At 67.8% G+C, this 16471-nt stretch carries 11 protein-coding genes; 9 read left to right on the forward strand and 2 right to left on the reverse strand.

Annotation, left to right across the window (positions count from 1 at the left end; genetic code table 11):
• Positions 1-147 precede the first annotated feature (147 nt).
• A complete protein-coding gene (locus ACFUNE_RS22995) occupies positions 148-3996 on the reverse strand; it encodes a GH92 family glycosyl hydrolase (protein ID WP_383571061.1) in 3849 nt (1282 codons plus the stop codon).
• 497 nt (positions 3997-4493) lie between these two features.
• Between ACFUNE_RS22995 and ngcE the strand changes: the two genes are divergently transcribed.
• The 3 genes from ngcE to ACFUNE_RS23010 all read left to right on the forward strand — a co-directional run bounded on the left by ngcE (position 4494) and on the right by ACFUNE_RS23010 (position 7931).
• Entirely contained in the window at positions 4494-5942 is a 1449-nt protein-coding gene (ngcE, locus tag ACFUNE_RS23000) for an N-acetylglucosamine/diacetylchitobiose ABC transporter substrate-binding protein (RefSeq protein ID WP_383571064.1), read from the forward strand.
• 50 nt (positions 5943-5992) lie between these two features.
• Positions 5993-6916 (forward strand): carbohydrate ABC transporter permease, encoded by a 924-nt coding sequence (locus tag ACFUNE_RS23005; RefSeq protein ID WP_383571067.1) that lies wholly within the window; start codon positions 5993-5995, stop codon positions 6914-6916.
• 97 nt (positions 6917-7013) lie between these two features.
• On the forward strand, positions 7014-7931 hold the full coding sequence (locus ACFUNE_RS23010) for a carbohydrate ABC transporter permease (protein ID WP_383571070.1): 918 nt from the start codon (positions 7014-7016) through the stop codon (positions 7929-7931).
• Positions 7932-8161: 230 nt separating this feature from the next.
• Here ACFUNE_RS23010 and ACFUNE_RS23015 read toward each other — a convergent pair whose 3' ends face one another.
• Positions 8162-8737 carry a TetR/AcrR family transcriptional regulator gene (locus tag ACFUNE_RS23015; protein WP_383571073.1) on the reverse strand — a complete coding sequence of 192 codons (576 nt, stop codon included), beginning with the start codon at positions 8735-8737 and terminating at the stop codon, positions 8162-8164.
• Positions 8738-8804: 67 nt separating this feature from the next.
• Here ACFUNE_RS23015 and ACFUNE_RS23020 point away from each other — a divergent pair, with 67 nt between their 5' ends.
• The 6 genes from ACFUNE_RS23020 to dxs all read left to right on the forward strand — a co-directional run bounded on the left by ACFUNE_RS23020 (position 8805) and on the right by dxs (position 16453).
• Positions 8805-9392, forward strand: a complete 588-nt coding sequence (locus ACFUNE_RS23020) for a dihydrofolate reductase family protein (protein WP_383571076.1) — start codon at positions 8805-8807, stop codon at positions 9390-9392.
• Positions 9393-9690: 298 nt separating this feature from the next.
• Positions 9691-10890, forward strand: a complete 1200-nt coding sequence (locus ACFUNE_RS23025) for an ROK family protein (protein WP_383571079.1) — start codon at positions 9691-9693, stop codon at positions 10888-10890.
• A gap of 119 nt (positions 10891-11009) precedes the next feature.
• The gene (locus tag ACFUNE_RS23030) at positions 11010-12119 is read left to right on the forward strand and encodes a sugar ABC transporter substrate-binding protein (protein ID WP_383571082.1); all 1110 of its coding nucleotides are present in this window, start codon (positions 11010-11012) and stop codon (positions 12117-12119) included.
• Positions 12120-12304: 185 nt separating this feature from the next.
• Positions 12305-13093: an ATP-binding cassette domain-containing protein gene (locus ACFUNE_RS23035; protein ID WP_056791786.1), complete on the forward strand. Its 789-nt coding sequence runs from the start codon at positions 12305-12307 to the stop codon at positions 13091-13093.
• Complete coding sequence (locus ACFUNE_RS23040; protein WP_383571085.1) at positions 13090-14367, forward strand: sugar ABC transporter permease; 1278 nt, start codon at positions 13090-13092, stop codon at positions 14365-14367. Before ACFUNE_RS23035 ends, ACFUNE_RS23040 begins: the two co-directional genes overlap by 4 nt.
• Before the next feature lie 172 nt (positions 14368-14539).
• Positions 14540-16453: a 1-deoxy-D-xylulose-5-phosphate synthase gene (gene dxs / locus ACFUNE_RS23045; RefSeq protein WP_383571088.1), complete on the forward strand. Its 1914-nt coding sequence runs from the start codon at positions 14540-14542 to the stop codon at positions 16451-16453.
• The last annotated feature ends 18 nt before the right edge of the window (positions 16454-16471 follow it).

Below are 16471 nucleotides of genomic sequence, written 5' to 3' on the forward strand. Positions count from 1 at the left end.
GCCTTTTGGTGGGGGGGGTTTTTTTTTTTTTATACTCCCCCCGCCGGGGGTGGGGGGGGGGGGGGGCTGCGTCCCCCTCCCCCCGGGGGGGGGGCCCCCGGGGGGGGGGGGGGCCCCCCCCCCGGCCGTTCAACTCCGGTCAGTCGCTCAGGAGATCAGCTCGATCTCCGCCAGCGTCGCCGCTGCCGAGCTCACCAGCCGGTACTTCGCGTACGCCTTCGGCGCCTGGACCGAGAACACCCGGGTCTGCTTGTCCCAGGCGAACGTCTGGCCGGACCGCTTGTCGAGGTCCTTCCAGGTCGTGCCGTCCGCCGATCCCTGCAGCACCCAGCCCGTGGGGGCCTTGTCCGCCGTGGCCGAGGTCAGCGTGTACTGGACCGCCTTCGTGCCCTCGGCCGCCGGCAGGTCCACCGACTCGACCGTGGCCGACGTCGCGGAGGTGTTGTCGTACAGCGCGCCGTCACCCTTGAGCACGTCGCCCCTGGGCGCCGGCACCTTGTCGTCCTTCGTGATGGAGACCGGGGCCGCGTCCTTGCCCGTACCCCACGCCGAGGGCTTGGAGCCCATGTCGAACTCCAGCACGCCGCCCTTGGCCAGCAGGTCGTGCGGCAGCGACGTGGAGGTCCACTTCTTGCCGTTGACCTTCAGGCCCTGGACGTAGATGTTCGTAGAGCTGTTCTTCGGGGCCTTGACCACCAGGTCGCGGCCGTTCTCCAGGTGCACCGTCGTCTTTGTGAAGAGAGGCGAACCGATGGCGTACTCCCCGCTGCCCATGACCAGCGGGTAGAAGCCGAGCGAGGAGAAGAGGAACCAGGCCGACTGCTCGCCGTTGTCCTCGTCGCCGTGGTAGCCCTGGCCGATCTCGCTGCCCGTGTACAGGCGGCCGAGGACCTCGCGGACCTTCTCCTGCGTCTTCCAGGGCTGCGAGGCCGCGTCGTACATGTACGTGGCGTGGTGCGCGACCTGGTTGCTGTGGCCGTACTGGCCCATCCGCACGTCGCGCGCCTCGGTCATCTCGTGGATCACGCCGCCGTACGAGCCGGTGAACTCCTTGCCCGCCGTCTCCGGCGTCGAGAAGTAGGTGTCCAGCTTCTTCGCCAGACCGTCCCGCCCGCCGTAGAGGTTGGCCAGGCCACGGCTGTCCTGCGGTGCGGTGAAGGCGTAGCCCCAGCCGTTGGTCTCCGTGTAGTCGTAGCCCCAGACACGGGGGTCGAACTGGTCGGAGGGAAGGCGCCAGTCGCCGTTCGCCTTCTTGCCCTGGAAGAAGCCGGCCTTGTCGTCGAAGAGCTTGACGTAGTTCTGCGCGCGGTTGAGGAAGTACTCGGACTCCTCCTTGTAGCGCTGCTTCTTCGTCTTCTTGTAGAGGGCCTGGCCCATCTGCGCGATGCCGTAGTCGTTGAGGTAGCCCTCCAGCGACCAGGAGAGACCCTCGTGCGTCTCGGTGTTCGCGTAGCCGGTGAAGACCGAGGTGTCCATGCCCTTGCGCCCCACGCCCGAGGACGGCGGGGTCACCGTGGCGTTCTTGACCGCCGCGTCGTACGCCGCCTCGGCGTCGAAGTCGACGCCCTTGACGTAGGCGTCGGCGAAGGCGACGTCGGAGCTGGTGCCGGTCATCAGGTCGGAGTAGCCGGGGGAGGACCAGCGCGAGATCCAGCCACCGTCCTTGTACTGCTGGACGAAGCCGTCGACCATCTTTCCGGCCTGCTTCGGGCTGAGGAAGGAGTACGCCGGCCAGGTCGTCCGGTAGGTGTCCCAGAAGCCGTTGTTGACGTAGACCTCACCCTTGACGATCTTCGCGCCGGTGTGGGTCGGGGTGTCCGTGCCGGTCTGCGGCGAGAAGGGGCTCGCGTAGGTGCTCTTCCCGTCGACCTGCTCGAAGCCGGAGTTCGGGTAGAGGTAGAGCCGGTACAGGCTGGAGTAGAGCGTGGTCAGCTGGTCGGCGTTGGCACCCTCGACCTCGATCTTGCCGAGGATCTTGTCCCACGCCTTCTGCGCGTTCCTCTTCACCGCGTCGAAGGAGGTCCTCTCCGGCAGCTCCATGGCGAGGTTCTTCTTCGCCTGGTCGACGCTGATCAGCGAGGTGGCCAGACGCAGGTTGACCGTCCGGTCCTTGCCCGCGTCGAAGCGGAAGAAGCCGGTCACGTCGTCGCCGCCACCGCCCTTCAGCTTGCCGCTGTCGGTCACCGGTGCGTCGAAGGACCCGTACACGAAGAGACGGGTGGCGCCGGTGGAGCCCCCGCTCTTCACGTCGGAGTAACCGGTGAAGGAGCCCGTCCTCGCGTCGAGGGTGAGACCGCCGTCGTTCGAGACGTTGTCGAAGACGAGGCTCGCGTCGTCACCGGGGTAGGTGAAGCGCATCCGCGCCGCGTGGTCGGTCGGCGCCATCTCGGCCTCGAGGCCGTTCTCGAACGTCACCCCGTAGTAGTGCGGCGTCGCCGTCTCGTTCTCGTGGCGGAACGGCAGGGCACGGGCCGTGCGGGAGGCGTCCGGAGTGCCGGAGGCCGCCGACGGCATCATCTGGAAGGTCTGGCGGTCCCCCATCCAGGGGCTCGGCTCGTGGCTCGCGCTGAAGGCCTGCAGCGTGGGCAGGTTGTCCTCGTTGTTGCCGCGGGAGTAGTCGTACAGCCAGCTCGTGGAGCCCGCGTTGGTGACCGGCGTCCAGAAGTTGAAGCCGTGCGGCACCGCGGTCGCCGGGAAGTTGTTGCCGCGCGAGAAGCCGCCGCTGGAGTTGGTGCCGCGGACGGTCGACGCGTATTCCGAGAGGTGCGCCTTGCGCTTCTCCGGAGCCTTCGGGGCGATCGAGATGTCGTCGATCCACCCCTGGAACTTCGAGGGGCCCTTGGGGGAGTCGTAGGCCACCAGGATCCGGTCGACGGTCTTGCCGGCGGCGACCGAGCCGATCCGTGAGGCGACCTTGTTCCACTGGTTCACGTACAGCCGCTTGGCGTCGGCCTGGCCCTGCGGGGTGAGCAGTCCGCCGTGGCTGTCGGTGGCCTTCAGCCCGCTCAGGTAGGTGCCGTCGGTGAAGGCCAGGTCCACCGCCACGTGGGTCGCGGGGTAGTCGAGGTCCGTCTCGCCCATCTGCGGGTAGACCAGGTAGGACAGCTGGGTGTCCTTCGTGATCGCCGTGTTGACGTCGAAGACCTTGTTGTACGAGTAGGCGTGGCCGTCGGCCTTGTGCTTACCCGCGTACCGCAGCGCCTTCTTCCCCGTGAACCCGGCGCCCTGCTTGGCGGTCGGGGACCCCGAAGGACCCCGGTCGGGCTGGGTGCGCATGTCGTCCGGAGCGGGGGCGGAGGTGTCGCCGTCCGAGAACTGGACGTCGGCGAGCTGGATCGCGTCGGACGCGCCGTTGTTCTTCGTGATCTCCAGCCGGAAGTGCTGGTAGGCGGTGTCCGTGGTGAAGTCGAACGACTTCGTCTGGAGGCGCTCGGAGAACGTCTGGTCCGTGCGGGTGTCCAGGTCCGTCCAGGTCTTGCCGTCGGCGGAGCCCTTCAGGGTCCAGTCCTTGGGGTCCCGCTCGTCGTGGTCGTTGGCCGACGTCAGGGCGTAGGTCACGACCTTGGTGGGCTCGGCGAGGTCGAACTCGACCCAGCCCGTGGGCTGGAAGGCCAGCCACTTGGTGCCCGGCTCCACATCGGCCAGGTTCTCCTTGCCCTCGCCGCCGCCGGAGTTCTCGCTGCTGGCGCGCAGATCCGTGACCTGGTCGGTGACGTTGCCCGGTATCCCGGCGGAGAACCCGCCGTCGATGCCCGATGCCTTCTTCCTGCCGTCGGCATCCTCCTCGACCGTGCTGCGCCAGTCCGGCTGCTTCTCGTCCGCTTCGAAGGAGGAGCTGAACGAGGTGTCGCCGGACGGCTTCCGTGCCGCGCCGGAGGGCTGGGCGAGGGCCGCGGTGGGGGCCGCCAGGGCCATGACGAGAGAGGCCGCGAGGACCGCGGCGGAGCGGTTGTGTCTGTGGCGCGAGCCGTGCTGAGGACCACGTAGGGGCTGCATACGGAGCCGTTCCTCCCGGGGACATGCTCTGGACAACGTTGTCATTGTGGGGCGCGGGTACCAGTAGGGAGCCAAGTGACTGGATGTGTCAAGGGTGTTGCACGGGGTCGACGCCGGTGATTCGACCGTATTGCGGAATGCGCCGTTTCCGTGCGACGGCACGCAGTGCCGAGGTTTCCGGGAGGTCTCAACTCGGGAAAGACTGCCGCTCAACCCTGCATTCGATCTTGCTCAGTTGGCGGCAAGTGGACTATACCTGTCGGCGTCTGCACAGCCGCTTCACAACGGCGCGCGGGCACGGGGGAGGGTGGAACGGGCGTGGGCGCGAGAGCGGCCGCCGCGCGGTCCCCCGAAACTCCCCCACCGCACCTGGAAATCCGGCAATCTGCACGACCCAAGCGCAACTGACCGCGGTGGCGGGGCCCTTCGCCTAGGCGAATTCCTTACGGGTGACCGGTACACACCGCCTGAGTCCTGGAGAAGGCGAGGACTTGAGCATGGGATCCACCTCAGGCCGCACGAACGAAGGCCTTGGCCGTCGCGATCTGATCAAGCGTTCTGCCGCACTCGGCCTGATCGCTGTTCCGACGATGAGCTTCCTGTCGGCCTGCGCGAGCAGTGACAGCGGGAGCGACGAGAAGGTCGAAAAGGGCACCAAGAGCGCGAAGAACCCGCTCGGTGTCAATGAGACCGCCGCCCTCGAGGTGGTCATCTTCAACGGCGGCTTCGGCGAGCAGTACGCCATCGACGCCGAGAAGAAGTACAACGCCGCCTTCCCCAAGGCGCCGAAGGTCAAGCACGCCGCGACCGAGAAGATCCAGTCGACGCTGCAGCCGCGCTTCAACGGTGGCACCCCGCCGGACCTGATCGACAACTCGGGCGCCGAGCAGATGGACATGGGCGTCCTGGTCGGCAAGAAGCAGCTCGCCGACCTGACCCCGCTGATGGACGCCCCGTCGTACGACGACCCGGCCAAGAAGGTCCGCGACACGCTGCGCCCCGGTGTCCTGGAGATGGGCCAGTTCGACGGCGACCCGGTCTGGATCATGTACTACGCGTACACGGTCTACGGCGTCTGGTACTCCCAGACCAACCTGGAGAAGCTCGACGCGGCGTACCCGGAGACCTGGGACGACATGCTCGCGCTGTGTGCCAAGGCGAAGAAGAAGGGCATCGCCGGCTGGACGTACCCGGGCAAGTACCCGTACTACCTGCCGTTCTCGCTCTACCCCTTCATCGGCAAGATCGGCGGCCGCGAGGTCCTCGACAAGATCGACAACCTGGAGCCGAACGCCTGGAAGGACCCGGCCGTCAAGGCCGCCTTCGAGGCCTACTACGAGCTCTTCGCCAAGGGCTACGTCCTCAAGGGCACTCCTGGCCTGACCCACATCCAGTCGCAGACCGAGTGGACGAAGGGCAAGGCGCTCTTCATCCCGAACGGCTCGTGGGTGGAGAACGAGGCGGCGCCCACCACGCCCGAGGACTTCAAGATGATGGTCGGCGCGCCGTCCAGCCTGGACTCGTCCGACAAGCTCCCCTACGGCACCATCTGGGCCTCCGGCGGTGAGCCGTTCGTCGTGCCCGCCAAGGCGAAGAACCCCGAGGGCGGCATGGAGCAGCTGCGCATCATGCTCAGCGAGGAGTCCTCCAAGAACTTCACCAAGTCGGTGAAGTCACTCAGTGCCTTCAACGGCGGCACCGACGGCCTCACGCTGTCCACCGCCATGCAGTCCGGTGTCGACGTGCTGAAGCAGGCCGGCGACAACGTGGTGAACCCGCGGATGCAGGACTGGTACGTGAAGCTCCAGAAGGAGCAGATCGGCATCGCCGGCATCGGCGAGATGATGGCCGGCCGCGCGACCCCGGCGGAGACCATCAAGAAGATCCAGGCCTTCGCGGACGCGGCGGCCAAGGACCAGTCCATCAAGCACTACAAGCACCAGTGAGCCACCGTCACCAGCGGCGGCACCCGCTCAGAAATCGGGGTCGTTAAACGATGCAGCACGGCAAGTACCGGTTCATCGTGGGGTTTCTCGTGGCCCCACTCGCGTTGTACGCCATCTTCGTCATCTGGCCCTTCGCCCAGTCCATCTACTACTCGTTCACGGACTGGACCGGACTGAGCCCCGACTTCCAGATGGTCGGCTTCGACAACTACAGCCGGATGCTCAAGGACGACATCTTCTGGAAGTCGCTGCAGCACAGCGTGCTGCTCGCCCTGCTGCTGCCGCTGGTGACGCTGGGCCTCGCCCTCTTCTTCGCCTTCATGCTCAATGTCGGCGGCCGTCGGCGCAAAGGCGCCGCGGTCGCCGGTGTACGGGGCTCCTCGTTCTACAAGATCGCCTATTTCTTCCCCCAGGTGCTGTCGATCGTGATCGTGGCCCTGCTCTTCCAGTTCGCGTTCAATCCGCGTGACGGAATGCTGAACGCGACGCTGAAGGCGGTCGGGCTCAAGAGCCTCCAGCCGGACTGGCTCGGCGACCCCGACCTGGCGCTCTACTGCGTCATGGTCGTCCTGATCTGGTCGACGGTCGGATTCTTCATCGTCCTCTTCTCGGCCGGCATGGCGTCCATCCCGAAGGACTTCTACGAGGCCGCGCTGCTCGACGGGGCCAGCCGCATCACGACGTTCTTCAAGATCACGCTGCCGCTGCTCTGGGACACCGTGCAGTCGGGCTGGGTCTACATGGGGATCCTGGCGCTCGGCGTGGAGGCCTTCACGGCCGTACAGGTCATGACGGTCGGCCCCGGCGGCCCGGCGTACTCGACCACCGTCCTGCCGCTGTACGTCTACCAGACGGCCTTCCGGGACGCCCAGGCCGGTTACGCGACCACCATCGGTGTCGGGCTGCTCATCGTCACCATGCTGTTCGCCGGCATCGTGATGCGCCTCGGCCGCCGCGAGCGGCTGGAGTTCTGATGCCGGCTTCCCCGAGGTTCCGCGACCGGACGGCCGGCTGCACGCAGATCAGTTCGGTCCCGGTGGCCGGCTCGACAGTTGTACGAGGTGAGCACACGTGAAGGTCACTGAGACTCCGCCCGCCGTTCCGGCCCCGCGCTCGCCGGTGACGAAGACGGACGCGCCGGCCGCCGAACCGGCGAAGAGCAGCGAGGGCAAGGTACTCAACGTCTTCTCGCACGGGGTGCTGATCATCTGGGCGGTGCTCGTCGTGATGCCGCTGCTCTGGGCGGTGATGGCGTCCTTCAAGACCGACGAGTCGATCCTGTCGACCCCCTGGGCGCTGCCGGACAAGCTGCACTTCGAGAACTGGTCACGGGCCTGGAACCAGGCCCACATGAGTGACTACTTCCTGAACACCATCCTGGTGGTGGGCGGTTCGCTGATCGGCACACTGCTGCTGGGTTCGATGGCGGCGTACGTCCTGGCACGGTTCGACTTCCCGGGGAACCGCTTCATCTACTTCCTCTTCATCGGAGGGATGAGCTTCCCGATCATCCTGGCGCTGGTCCCGCTGTTCTTCGTCATGAACAACATGGGCCTGCTGAACTCGATCCACGGGCTGATCCTGGTGTACATCGCCTACTCGCTCCCGTTCACCGTCTTCTTCCTCACCTCGTTCTTCCGGACCCTGCCGACGTCGATCGCCGAAGCGGCGCTGCTCGACGGGGCCTCGCACACCCGGACGTTCTTCCAGGTGATGCTGCCGATGGCCAAGCCCGGCCTGATCAGCGTCGGCATCTTCAACTTCCTCGGGCAGTGGAACCAGTACATGCTGCCGACGGTGCTGAACACCGATCCGGACGGCAAGGTGCTCTCCCAGGGCCTCGTCGAACTGGCCACCAGCCAGGGCTACAAGGGGGACTGGTCAGGGCTCTTCGCCGGGCTGGTCATGGCGATGCTGCCGGTCCTCCTCGCCTACATCGTCTTCCAGCGCCAGGTCGTCGCCGGGCTGACGGCGGGGGCGCTCAAGTAGGGCCCGAAACGTCCGCAGGGCGCGCCGAGGGGGCTCCTCCGTCCGGCCCGGACGGAGGAGCCCCCTCGGCGTCCCACGGCGTGTGCCGGACCCCTGCCAGGCGTTCCAGGTCACGCAGCGGCACGGCGAGGTCGCCCTCGCCGACGCCGCGCACGGTGGCGCCGCGTACGGTCCGGTCCCGTCCGCAGGGAGCCGTACGCCGACCGTGTGAGCGGGGGAGGCCCGGCGCGTCACCCTGCCACGATGCGGTCGACCGCGGCCTCGACCAGCCGGTCGCGCTCGGCCTCCGAGAAAACGTCCGGCAGCGTGAGCTGTTCGACGATGAGCCAGTTGAACGTCAGAATGAGCAGGCGGACGGCCGTGGCGTCGCCCGGCAGTCCCGACGCCTCGTGGTAAGCCACATTGGCCTCGACGTCCGCGCGCACCTGCTCGGTCAGCACGGCCCGCAGCGCCGGACGCCGGGTGGCTTCGAGGCGCAGTTCGAGCAGGGCCAGGTAGCCGGTGCGGAAGGCGCTGATCCGGCCGATCAGTTCGCGCATCAGCGCCGTGTAGGTCTCGCGGTCCCTCGGAGCGGACTGCTGGCGTTCGACCGTCGCCCCGTCGGGCTGGAGCCGTTCGTAGACCCGTGCTCCCGCCTGGGTGAGCAGGTCGTCACGGTTGGCGAAGTAGTTGGACGCCGTCCCGGCGGGCACCGCGGCCTCGGAGTCCACCGCCCTGAAGGTCAGTCCGCGCGCGCCTTCCCTGGCCAGCACCTCGATCGAGGCGTCGACGAGGGAGGCCCGTCGCGCGTCGTTCCTGCGCACCATTGACACCACTCCATCCGTAGTACTACGTTCTTACCACTACAAATACAGTACTATGAATGGATCGCCCTTGCGGAAGCTCGTGTACTACGTCGCGGTCACCCTCGACGGCTGCATCGCCGGACCCGGGGGAGAGTTCGACTTCTATCCCCAGGGCGACGAGGCCCAGGCGGCTGCCTACATGAAGTCGATGAACACCCGCTATCCCGAGACCGTCCCCACCTTCGCCCGGGCGGGCGTGGGTCTCACGGACGCGCCCAACCTGCGGTTCGACACGGTGCTGATGGGACTCGGCTCGTACCGCCCCGGCCTGGACGCCGGTTTCACCAGCCCCTACGCCCACCTGCGCCAGTACGTCGTGTCCACCACGCTGGCGCCCGACACCGACCCGGCCGTCACCGTGGTCCCCGGGGACCCGCTCGCGCTGGTGCGCGAGCTCAAGAAGGAGGAGGGGCAGGACATCTGGCTCTGCGGCGGCGGTCTGCTCGCCGGAGCGCTGCTGCCCGAGATCGACGAACTGATCATCAAGAGCTACCCGGTCGTCGCGGGGTCCGGGATCCCGGCGTTCAACGGGGCGTTCGACCCCACTCTCTTCAAGGTCACCGAGCGCACCTCGTTCGACAACGACGTGACGGTCACCTGTTTCACCCGCCGCTGACGAGCCGGTGGCCCGCCCCGCCTCGACGGGGCGGCCCGCCGGCCGCTTCGGTCTCTTCTTGTCTTCACCCGGACAACAACTGTCACCAGAAGTGGACAGGCCCCGTAGGGGCAGGAACCGTTCCCCGGCCCCGGCCGGGGGACGGTTCAGGGTCTTTTCTGGTGATTTGCCGCTGCCCGGATATGGAGGCCCGGTGCTCATCGGAGGCTCCGACTGCTCAAGGTCTTGACGGGGGGCACCCCAAAACGCTCAGCTTAGGGTTCACATGTTAGAGAAAACGGCAGGAGTGAGTGAGTCGATGGAGACTCCGGGGTCGCAGACATCTCTGCATAGGGCCAACCTTGAGCGGGTCGTACGTGCCGTAAGGATGGCGGGGTCCCTGACCCAGGCCGAGATCGCCAGAAGCACCGGGCTCTCCGCAGCCACCGTCTCCAACATCGTCCGTGAACTCAAGGAGGGTGGCACCGTAGAGGTGACGCCCACCTCGGCAGGTGGACGCCGTGCCAGGAGCGTCTCCCTGAGCGGGGACGCGGGCATCGTCATCGGTGTTGATTTCGGGCACACCCACCTCCGGGTGGCCGTCGGCAACCTGGCCCACCAGGTGCTGGCCGAGGAGTCCGAGCCGCTGGATGTGGATGCCTCCTCCGCGCAGGGCTTCGGCCGGGCGGAGCAGCTGGTCAACCGCCTGATCGAGACCACCGGGATCAGTCCCGAGAAGGTGATCGGCGTGGGCCTCGGTGTTCCGGGCCCGATCGACGTCGAATCCGGCACCCTGGGCTCCACCTCGATCCTGCCCGGCTGGACGGGCATCAACCCCAGCCAGGAGCTCGCCGGACGCCTCGGCGTCCCGGTCTACGTCGACAACGATGCCAACCTCGGGGCGCTCGGAGAGCTCGTCTGGGGCAGCGGGAGGGGCGTCAGGGACCTCGCGTACATCAAGGTGGCCAGCGGTGTGGGCGCCGGTCTGGTGATCGACGGGCACATCTACCGGGGGCCCGGCGGCACGGCCGGCGAGATCGGCCACATCACCCTCGACGAGTCCGGCCCCGTCTGCCGCTGCGGCAACCGTGGGTGCCTGGAGACCTTCACCGCCGCCCGGTACGTCCTGCCGCTGCTGAAGCCCAGCCACGGGCCGGATCTCACGATGGAGCGGATGGTCCAGCTCGCCAGGGAGGGCGATCCCGGCTGCCGCAGGGTCATCGGGGACGTCGGCCGGCACATCGGCAGCGGCGTCGCGAACCTCTGCAACCTCCTCAACCCGAGCCGGGTCGTGCTCGGGGGATCACTCGCTGAGGCGGGGGAGTTGGTGCTCGCACCCATCCGCGACTCGGTCTCGCGCTACGCCATTCCCAGCGCCGCACGGCAGCTCTCCGTGCTCCCGGGAGCGCTCGGCGGGCGGGCCGAGGTGCTGGGTGCGCTGGCCCTCGTACTGAGCGAGATGGGGGATTCGACCCTTTTGGAGAGTACCCTCCCTGCCGCGACGCCTGCCTTCACTTAGATAACGAATGGCACCGTTGTCATCTCGTTAAGTATTTACTCCTTGACGCTGGCGTCGGGGCCGAGTTGACTTCCAGCCACCTCGGCCGCAACGTCGCGGCCTCGTCAGGGAGGTTCGAAATGAACACGCGTATGCGTCGTGCCGCCGTTGCCGTTGCCGCCACCACCATGGCTGTCTCGCTCGCTGCTTGCGGTAGTGCCAAGGAGTCCGGTGACAAGGCCAGCACCGACTCGGGCAAGAAGGGCGATGCCCTCAAGATCGGTCTGCTCCTTCCCGAGAACGTCACGGCTCGTTACGAGAAGTTCGACAAGCCGATCATCGAGAAGAAGGTCAGCGAGCTGACCGGTGGCAAGGCGGAGGTCGTCTACGCCAACGCCAAGCAGGACGCCACGCTGCAGGCGCAGCAGGTCGACACCATGATCACGAACAAGGTCGACGCGCTCATCATCGACGCGGTCGACGCCAAGGCCATCGAGAACAGCGTCAAGAAGGCCAAGGACGAGGGCATCCCCGTCGTCGCCTTCGACCGCCTCGCCGAGGGCCCGATCGACGCCTACACCTCCTTCGACAACGAAGAGGTCGGCCGTGTGCAGGGCAAGGCCCTGCTGGAGGCCCTGGGCGACGCCGCCAAGCCCACCATCGTGATGATGAACGGCTCGATCACCGACCCGAACGCCAAGCTCTTCAAGCAGGGCGCCAAGTCGGTTCTCGACGGCAAGGTGACCTACGGCAAGGAGTACGACACCAAGGAGTGGAAGCCGGAGAACGCCAACTCCAACATGGAGGGTGCGATCACGGCCCTCGGCAAGGACAAGATCGCCGGCGTCTACTCCGCCAACGACGGCATGGCGGGCGGCATCATCCAGGCCCTCAAGTCGGCCGGTCTCTCCAAGCTCCCGCCGGTCACCGGCCAGGACGCCGAACTCGCCGGTGTGCAGCGCATCGTCACCGGTGAGCAGTTCATGAGCGTCTACAAGTCGTACCCGCAGGAGGGCATCGTCGCCGCGGAGATGGCCGTCGCGCTCGCCAAGGGCGAGAAGCTCGACACCATCGCCACGTCCAAGGTCGACAATGCCGGCACGAAGGGCATCGCCACCGTCCTCGTCCCGGTCGTCTCGCTGACCAAGGACAACATCAAGGAGACCGTCATCAAGGACGGGATCTGGACGCTCGACGAGATCTGCTCGGCCAAGTACAAGGCCGCCTGCACCTCCGCGGGCCTGCAGTAGGCCCCTCCGCCCGGCCCGCCCCCAGGGGCGGCCGGGCGGCCCGAAGCCTGTCCGGCGCCCGGCCCACCAACTGTCCCGCTACCGGGCCGGGCGCCGGACGGAACGCTTCCGCTGTTTCTACTTCTGCTCGACCACCGCGCCTCCCCCCAGGTGCGGTATCCCCGCCGGGTCAGGCGGCGAAGGAGATGGTTCACGTGTCCGCTACGCCCGTGTTGGCGTTGCGAGGGGTCTCGAAGCGATTCGGTGCCGTTCAGGCGCTCACCGACGTCGAGCTCGAGGTCCACGCCGGTGAGGTGGTCGCCCTGGTGGGTGACAACGGCGCCGGTAAATCAACGCTGGTCAAGACGATCGCCGGGGTGCACCCCATCGATGACGGAGTCATCGAGTGGGACGGCCGACCGGTCCAGATCAACAAGCCGCACGATGCCCAGAACCTGGGGATCGCGACCGTCTACCAGGACCTCGCGCTCTGCGACAACATCGACGTCGTCGGCAACCTCTACCTCGGCAGGGAGCTCCGCAAGTTCGGGATCCTCGACGAGGTGGAGATGGAGCGGCGCTCCCGCGAGCTCCTCAGCACGCTGTCGATCCGCATTCCCAGCGTCCGCATACCGATCGCGTCGCTCTCCGGCGGTCAGCGCCAGACCGTCGCCATCGCGCGTTCGATGCTGGGCGAGCCCAAGCTCGTCATCCTCGACGAGCCCACCGCCGCGCTCGGCGTCGAGCAGACCGCCCAGGTCCTCGACCTCGTCGAGCGGCTGCGCGAGCGGGGCCACGCGGTCATCCTCATCAGCCACAACATGGCCGATGTGAAGGCCGTCGCCGACAAGGTCGCCGTGCTCCGGCTGGGCCGGAACAACGGGGTCTTCGACGTGAAGACCACCTCGCAGGAAGAGATCATCTCCGCCATCACGGGTGCCACGGAGAACGCCGTGACCCGTCGTGCGGCGCGCAACGCGGAGGCCCAGAAGTGACAACCGACAAGACGTCCACCGCAGTGGTCAACCCGGAGGCCGCCAAGGGCGCCGACACCGTGGTCGACCCCCGCCTCCTCGTCCGCGAGCAGGGCTTCGGCGGCTACATCACCGAGTTCAAGCGCAAGATGCGCGGCGGTGACCTGGGCTCGATCCCCGTGATCATCGGCCTGATCATCATCTGCGTGGTCTTCCAGAGCCTGAACTCCGAGTTCCTCTCCGCGAAGAACGTCAGCGACATCGCCGTGACGATGGTGGCCACCGGCATGATGGCCGTCGGCATCATCTTCGTGCTGCTGCTCGGCGAGATCGACCTCTCCGTCGGCTCGGTCTCCGGTGTCTCCGGTGCCGTCGTGGCCGTGCTCAGCGTCACGCACGGGATGAACGAGTGGCTCGCCGTCCTCGTGGCGATCGTCAGCGGCGCGGTCATCGGAGCCATCCACGGCTTCTTCTTCGCACGGATCGGCGCCCCGGCGTTCGCCGTGACCCTCGCCGGCCTGCTGTTCTGGCTGGGCTTCATGCTCCAGCTGCTCGGTGACACGGGCACGATCAACCTGGACAGCGACGGCGTCGTCGGCCAGCTGACCACGTACTACTTCGCGGACGTCGCCGCCGCATACGGCCTCGCGGCCGTCGCGGTGATCGGTTACTTCCTCGCCGCGTTCCTCGACACCCGCCGCCGCGAGGCCGCAGGCGTCCCGTCGCGGCCCATCGTCGACATCGTCGTGCGCACCGTGATCCTCGCGGTGTTCTCCTTCGGCGCGGCGTTCATGTTCAACCAGTACCGCGGTCTCCCGCTGGCCCTGGTCCTCTTCCTCGTCGTCCTGGTCGGTACGGACTTCGTCCTGCGCCGCACCTCCTACGGCCGGAAGATCTTCGCGCTCGGCGGCAGCGTCGAGGCGTCCCGCCGCGCGGGCATCAACGTCACCGCGATCCGCGTCTCGGTCTTCGCCATCGCCGGCACCTTCGCGGCGATCGGCGGCCTCTTCTGGGCCTCCAAGATCGCGGCGGCCAACCAGGGCTCCGGCGGCGGCGACCTCCTGATGAACGTCATCGCCGCGGCCGTCATCGGCGGCACCAGCCTCTTCGGTGGCCGGGGCCGCACCTGGAACGCGCTGCTCGGTGTCATGGTGATCGTCTCGATCCAGTACGGCCTGGCCCTGGAGGGCATCGCCACACCGATCAACTACATGATCACCGGCGCTGTTCTTCTCATCACGGTCGTCATCGACTCCATCACCCGCAAGACGCAGAAGACCGCAGGCCGCGCCTGACCGTCGTACCTGCACACATGTGCCCGGCATCCTCGCGATGCCGGGCACCTGCATGTCCGGTGCGCACCGGCGCGGCGCGGCGGAATGCGCCGCCCGATGACCGGGTCCGCCGGCGGAACATTAGACTCATCGGATCGACACGCTCGACCAGCTCACAAGCAAGGAGGCACGGGTGGACCTGCTGACCCGCATCAAGGGACCGCGTGACCTGGACCGGCTCGGCCTCGAGCAGCTCGACCAGCTCGCCGGGGAGATCCGCACCTTCCTCGTCGAGGAGGTCTCCAAGACCGGCGGCCACCTCGGCCCGAACCTCGGCGTGGTCGAGCTGACCATCGCCCTGCACCGGGTCTTCGAGTCCCCGCAGGACAAGGTCCTCTTCGACACGGGCCACCAGAGCTACGTGCACAAGCTGCTCACCGGCCGGCAGGACTTCTCGAAGCTCAAGAGCAAGGGCGGCCTCTCCGGCTACCCCTCCCGCGCCGAGTCCGAGCACGACGTCATCGAGAACTCGCATGCCTCGACGGTGCTCGGCTGGGCCGACGGCCTCGCCAAGGCCAACGAGGTCCTGAAGAAGGACGACCACGTCGTCGCCGTGATCGGTGACGGCGCGCTCACCGGCGGTATGGCCTGGGAGGCGCTGAACAACATCGCCGCCGCCAAGGACCGCCCGCTCGTCATCGTCGTCAACGACAACGAGCGCTCCTACGCGCCGACCATCGGCGGCCTCGCGAACCACCTCGCCACCCTGCGCACCACCGACGGCTACGAGCGGTTCCTGGCCCGCGGCAAGGACCTCCTGGAGCGCACGCCCGTCGTCGGCAGGCCGCTGTACGAGACCCTGCACGGCGCCAAGAAGGGCCTCAAGGACTTCATCGCCCCGCAGGGCATGTTCGAGGACCTCGGCCTGAAGTACGTCGGACCGATCGACGGCCACGACATCGAGGCCCTGGAATCCGCGCTCCAGCGGGCCAAGCGCTTCGGCGGCCCGGTCATCGTGCACTGCCTCACCGAGAAGGGCCGCGGCTACACCCCCGCCCTCCAGGACGAGGCGGACCGCTTCCACGCGGTCGGCAAGATCCACCCGGACACCGGCCTGCCCATCTCCACCTCCGGCCTCGACTGGACCTCGGTCTTCGGCGAGGAGATGGTCAGGCTCGGCCACGAGCGCGAGGACATCGTCGCCATCACCGCGGCCATGCTCCAGCCCGTCGGCCTCGGGAAGTTCGAGGAGGCGTTCCCGGACCGGATCTACGACGTCGGGATCGCCGAGCAGCACGGCGCAGTCTCCGCCGCGGGCCTGGCCACCGGTGGGCTGCACCCGGTCTTCGCGGTCTACGCGACCTTCCTCAACCGCGCGTTCGACCAGGTCCTGATGGACGTCGCCCTGCACAAGTGCGGAGTGACCTTCGTCCTGGACCGGGCCGGCGTCACGGGCACGGACGGTGCCTCGCACAACGGCATGTGGGACATGTCGATCCTCCAGTGCGTGCCGACCCTGCGCATCGCCGCCCCGCGCGACGCCGACCAGGTCCGCGCCCAGCTGCGCGAGGCCGTCGCCGTGGACGACGCGCCCACCGTCGTCCGCTTCTCCAAGGGCGCGGTCGGCCCCGCGGTCAAGGCCGTGGGTACGGCCGGTGGCATGGACATCCTGCGCACGGCGGGTACGGACTCGCCCGACGTCCTCCTGGTCTCCGTCGGCGCCCTGGCCCCGATGTGCCTGGAGATCGCCTCCCTGCTGGACGCCCAGGGCATCTCCACCACGGTAGTCGACCCGCGCTGGGTCAAGCCGGTCGACGAGGCGCTCGCCCCGCTCGCCGAGGAGCACCGGGTCGTCGTCACCGTCGAGGACAACAGCAGGGCCGGCGGTGTCGGCTCCGCCGTCGCCCAGGCGCTGCGCGACGCCGGCGTCGACGTACCGCTGCGCGACTTCGGCATCCCGCCGGTCTTCCTGGACCACGCCTCGCGCGGCGAGGTCCTGGCCGAGATCGGGCTGACCGCACCGGACATCGCCCGGCAGGTCACCGGCCTGGTCGCCAAGCTGGACGGCCGGTACGAGAGCCGGACCGCGGAGCCCGTCCGCGACTGATCCCTCGCGTGCCCACTG

It is taken from the genome of Streptomyces sp. NPDC057287 (genome assembly GCF_042667905.1).
Lineage (GTDB): Bacteria > Actinomycetota > Actinomycetes > Streptomycetales > Streptomycetaceae > Streptomyces.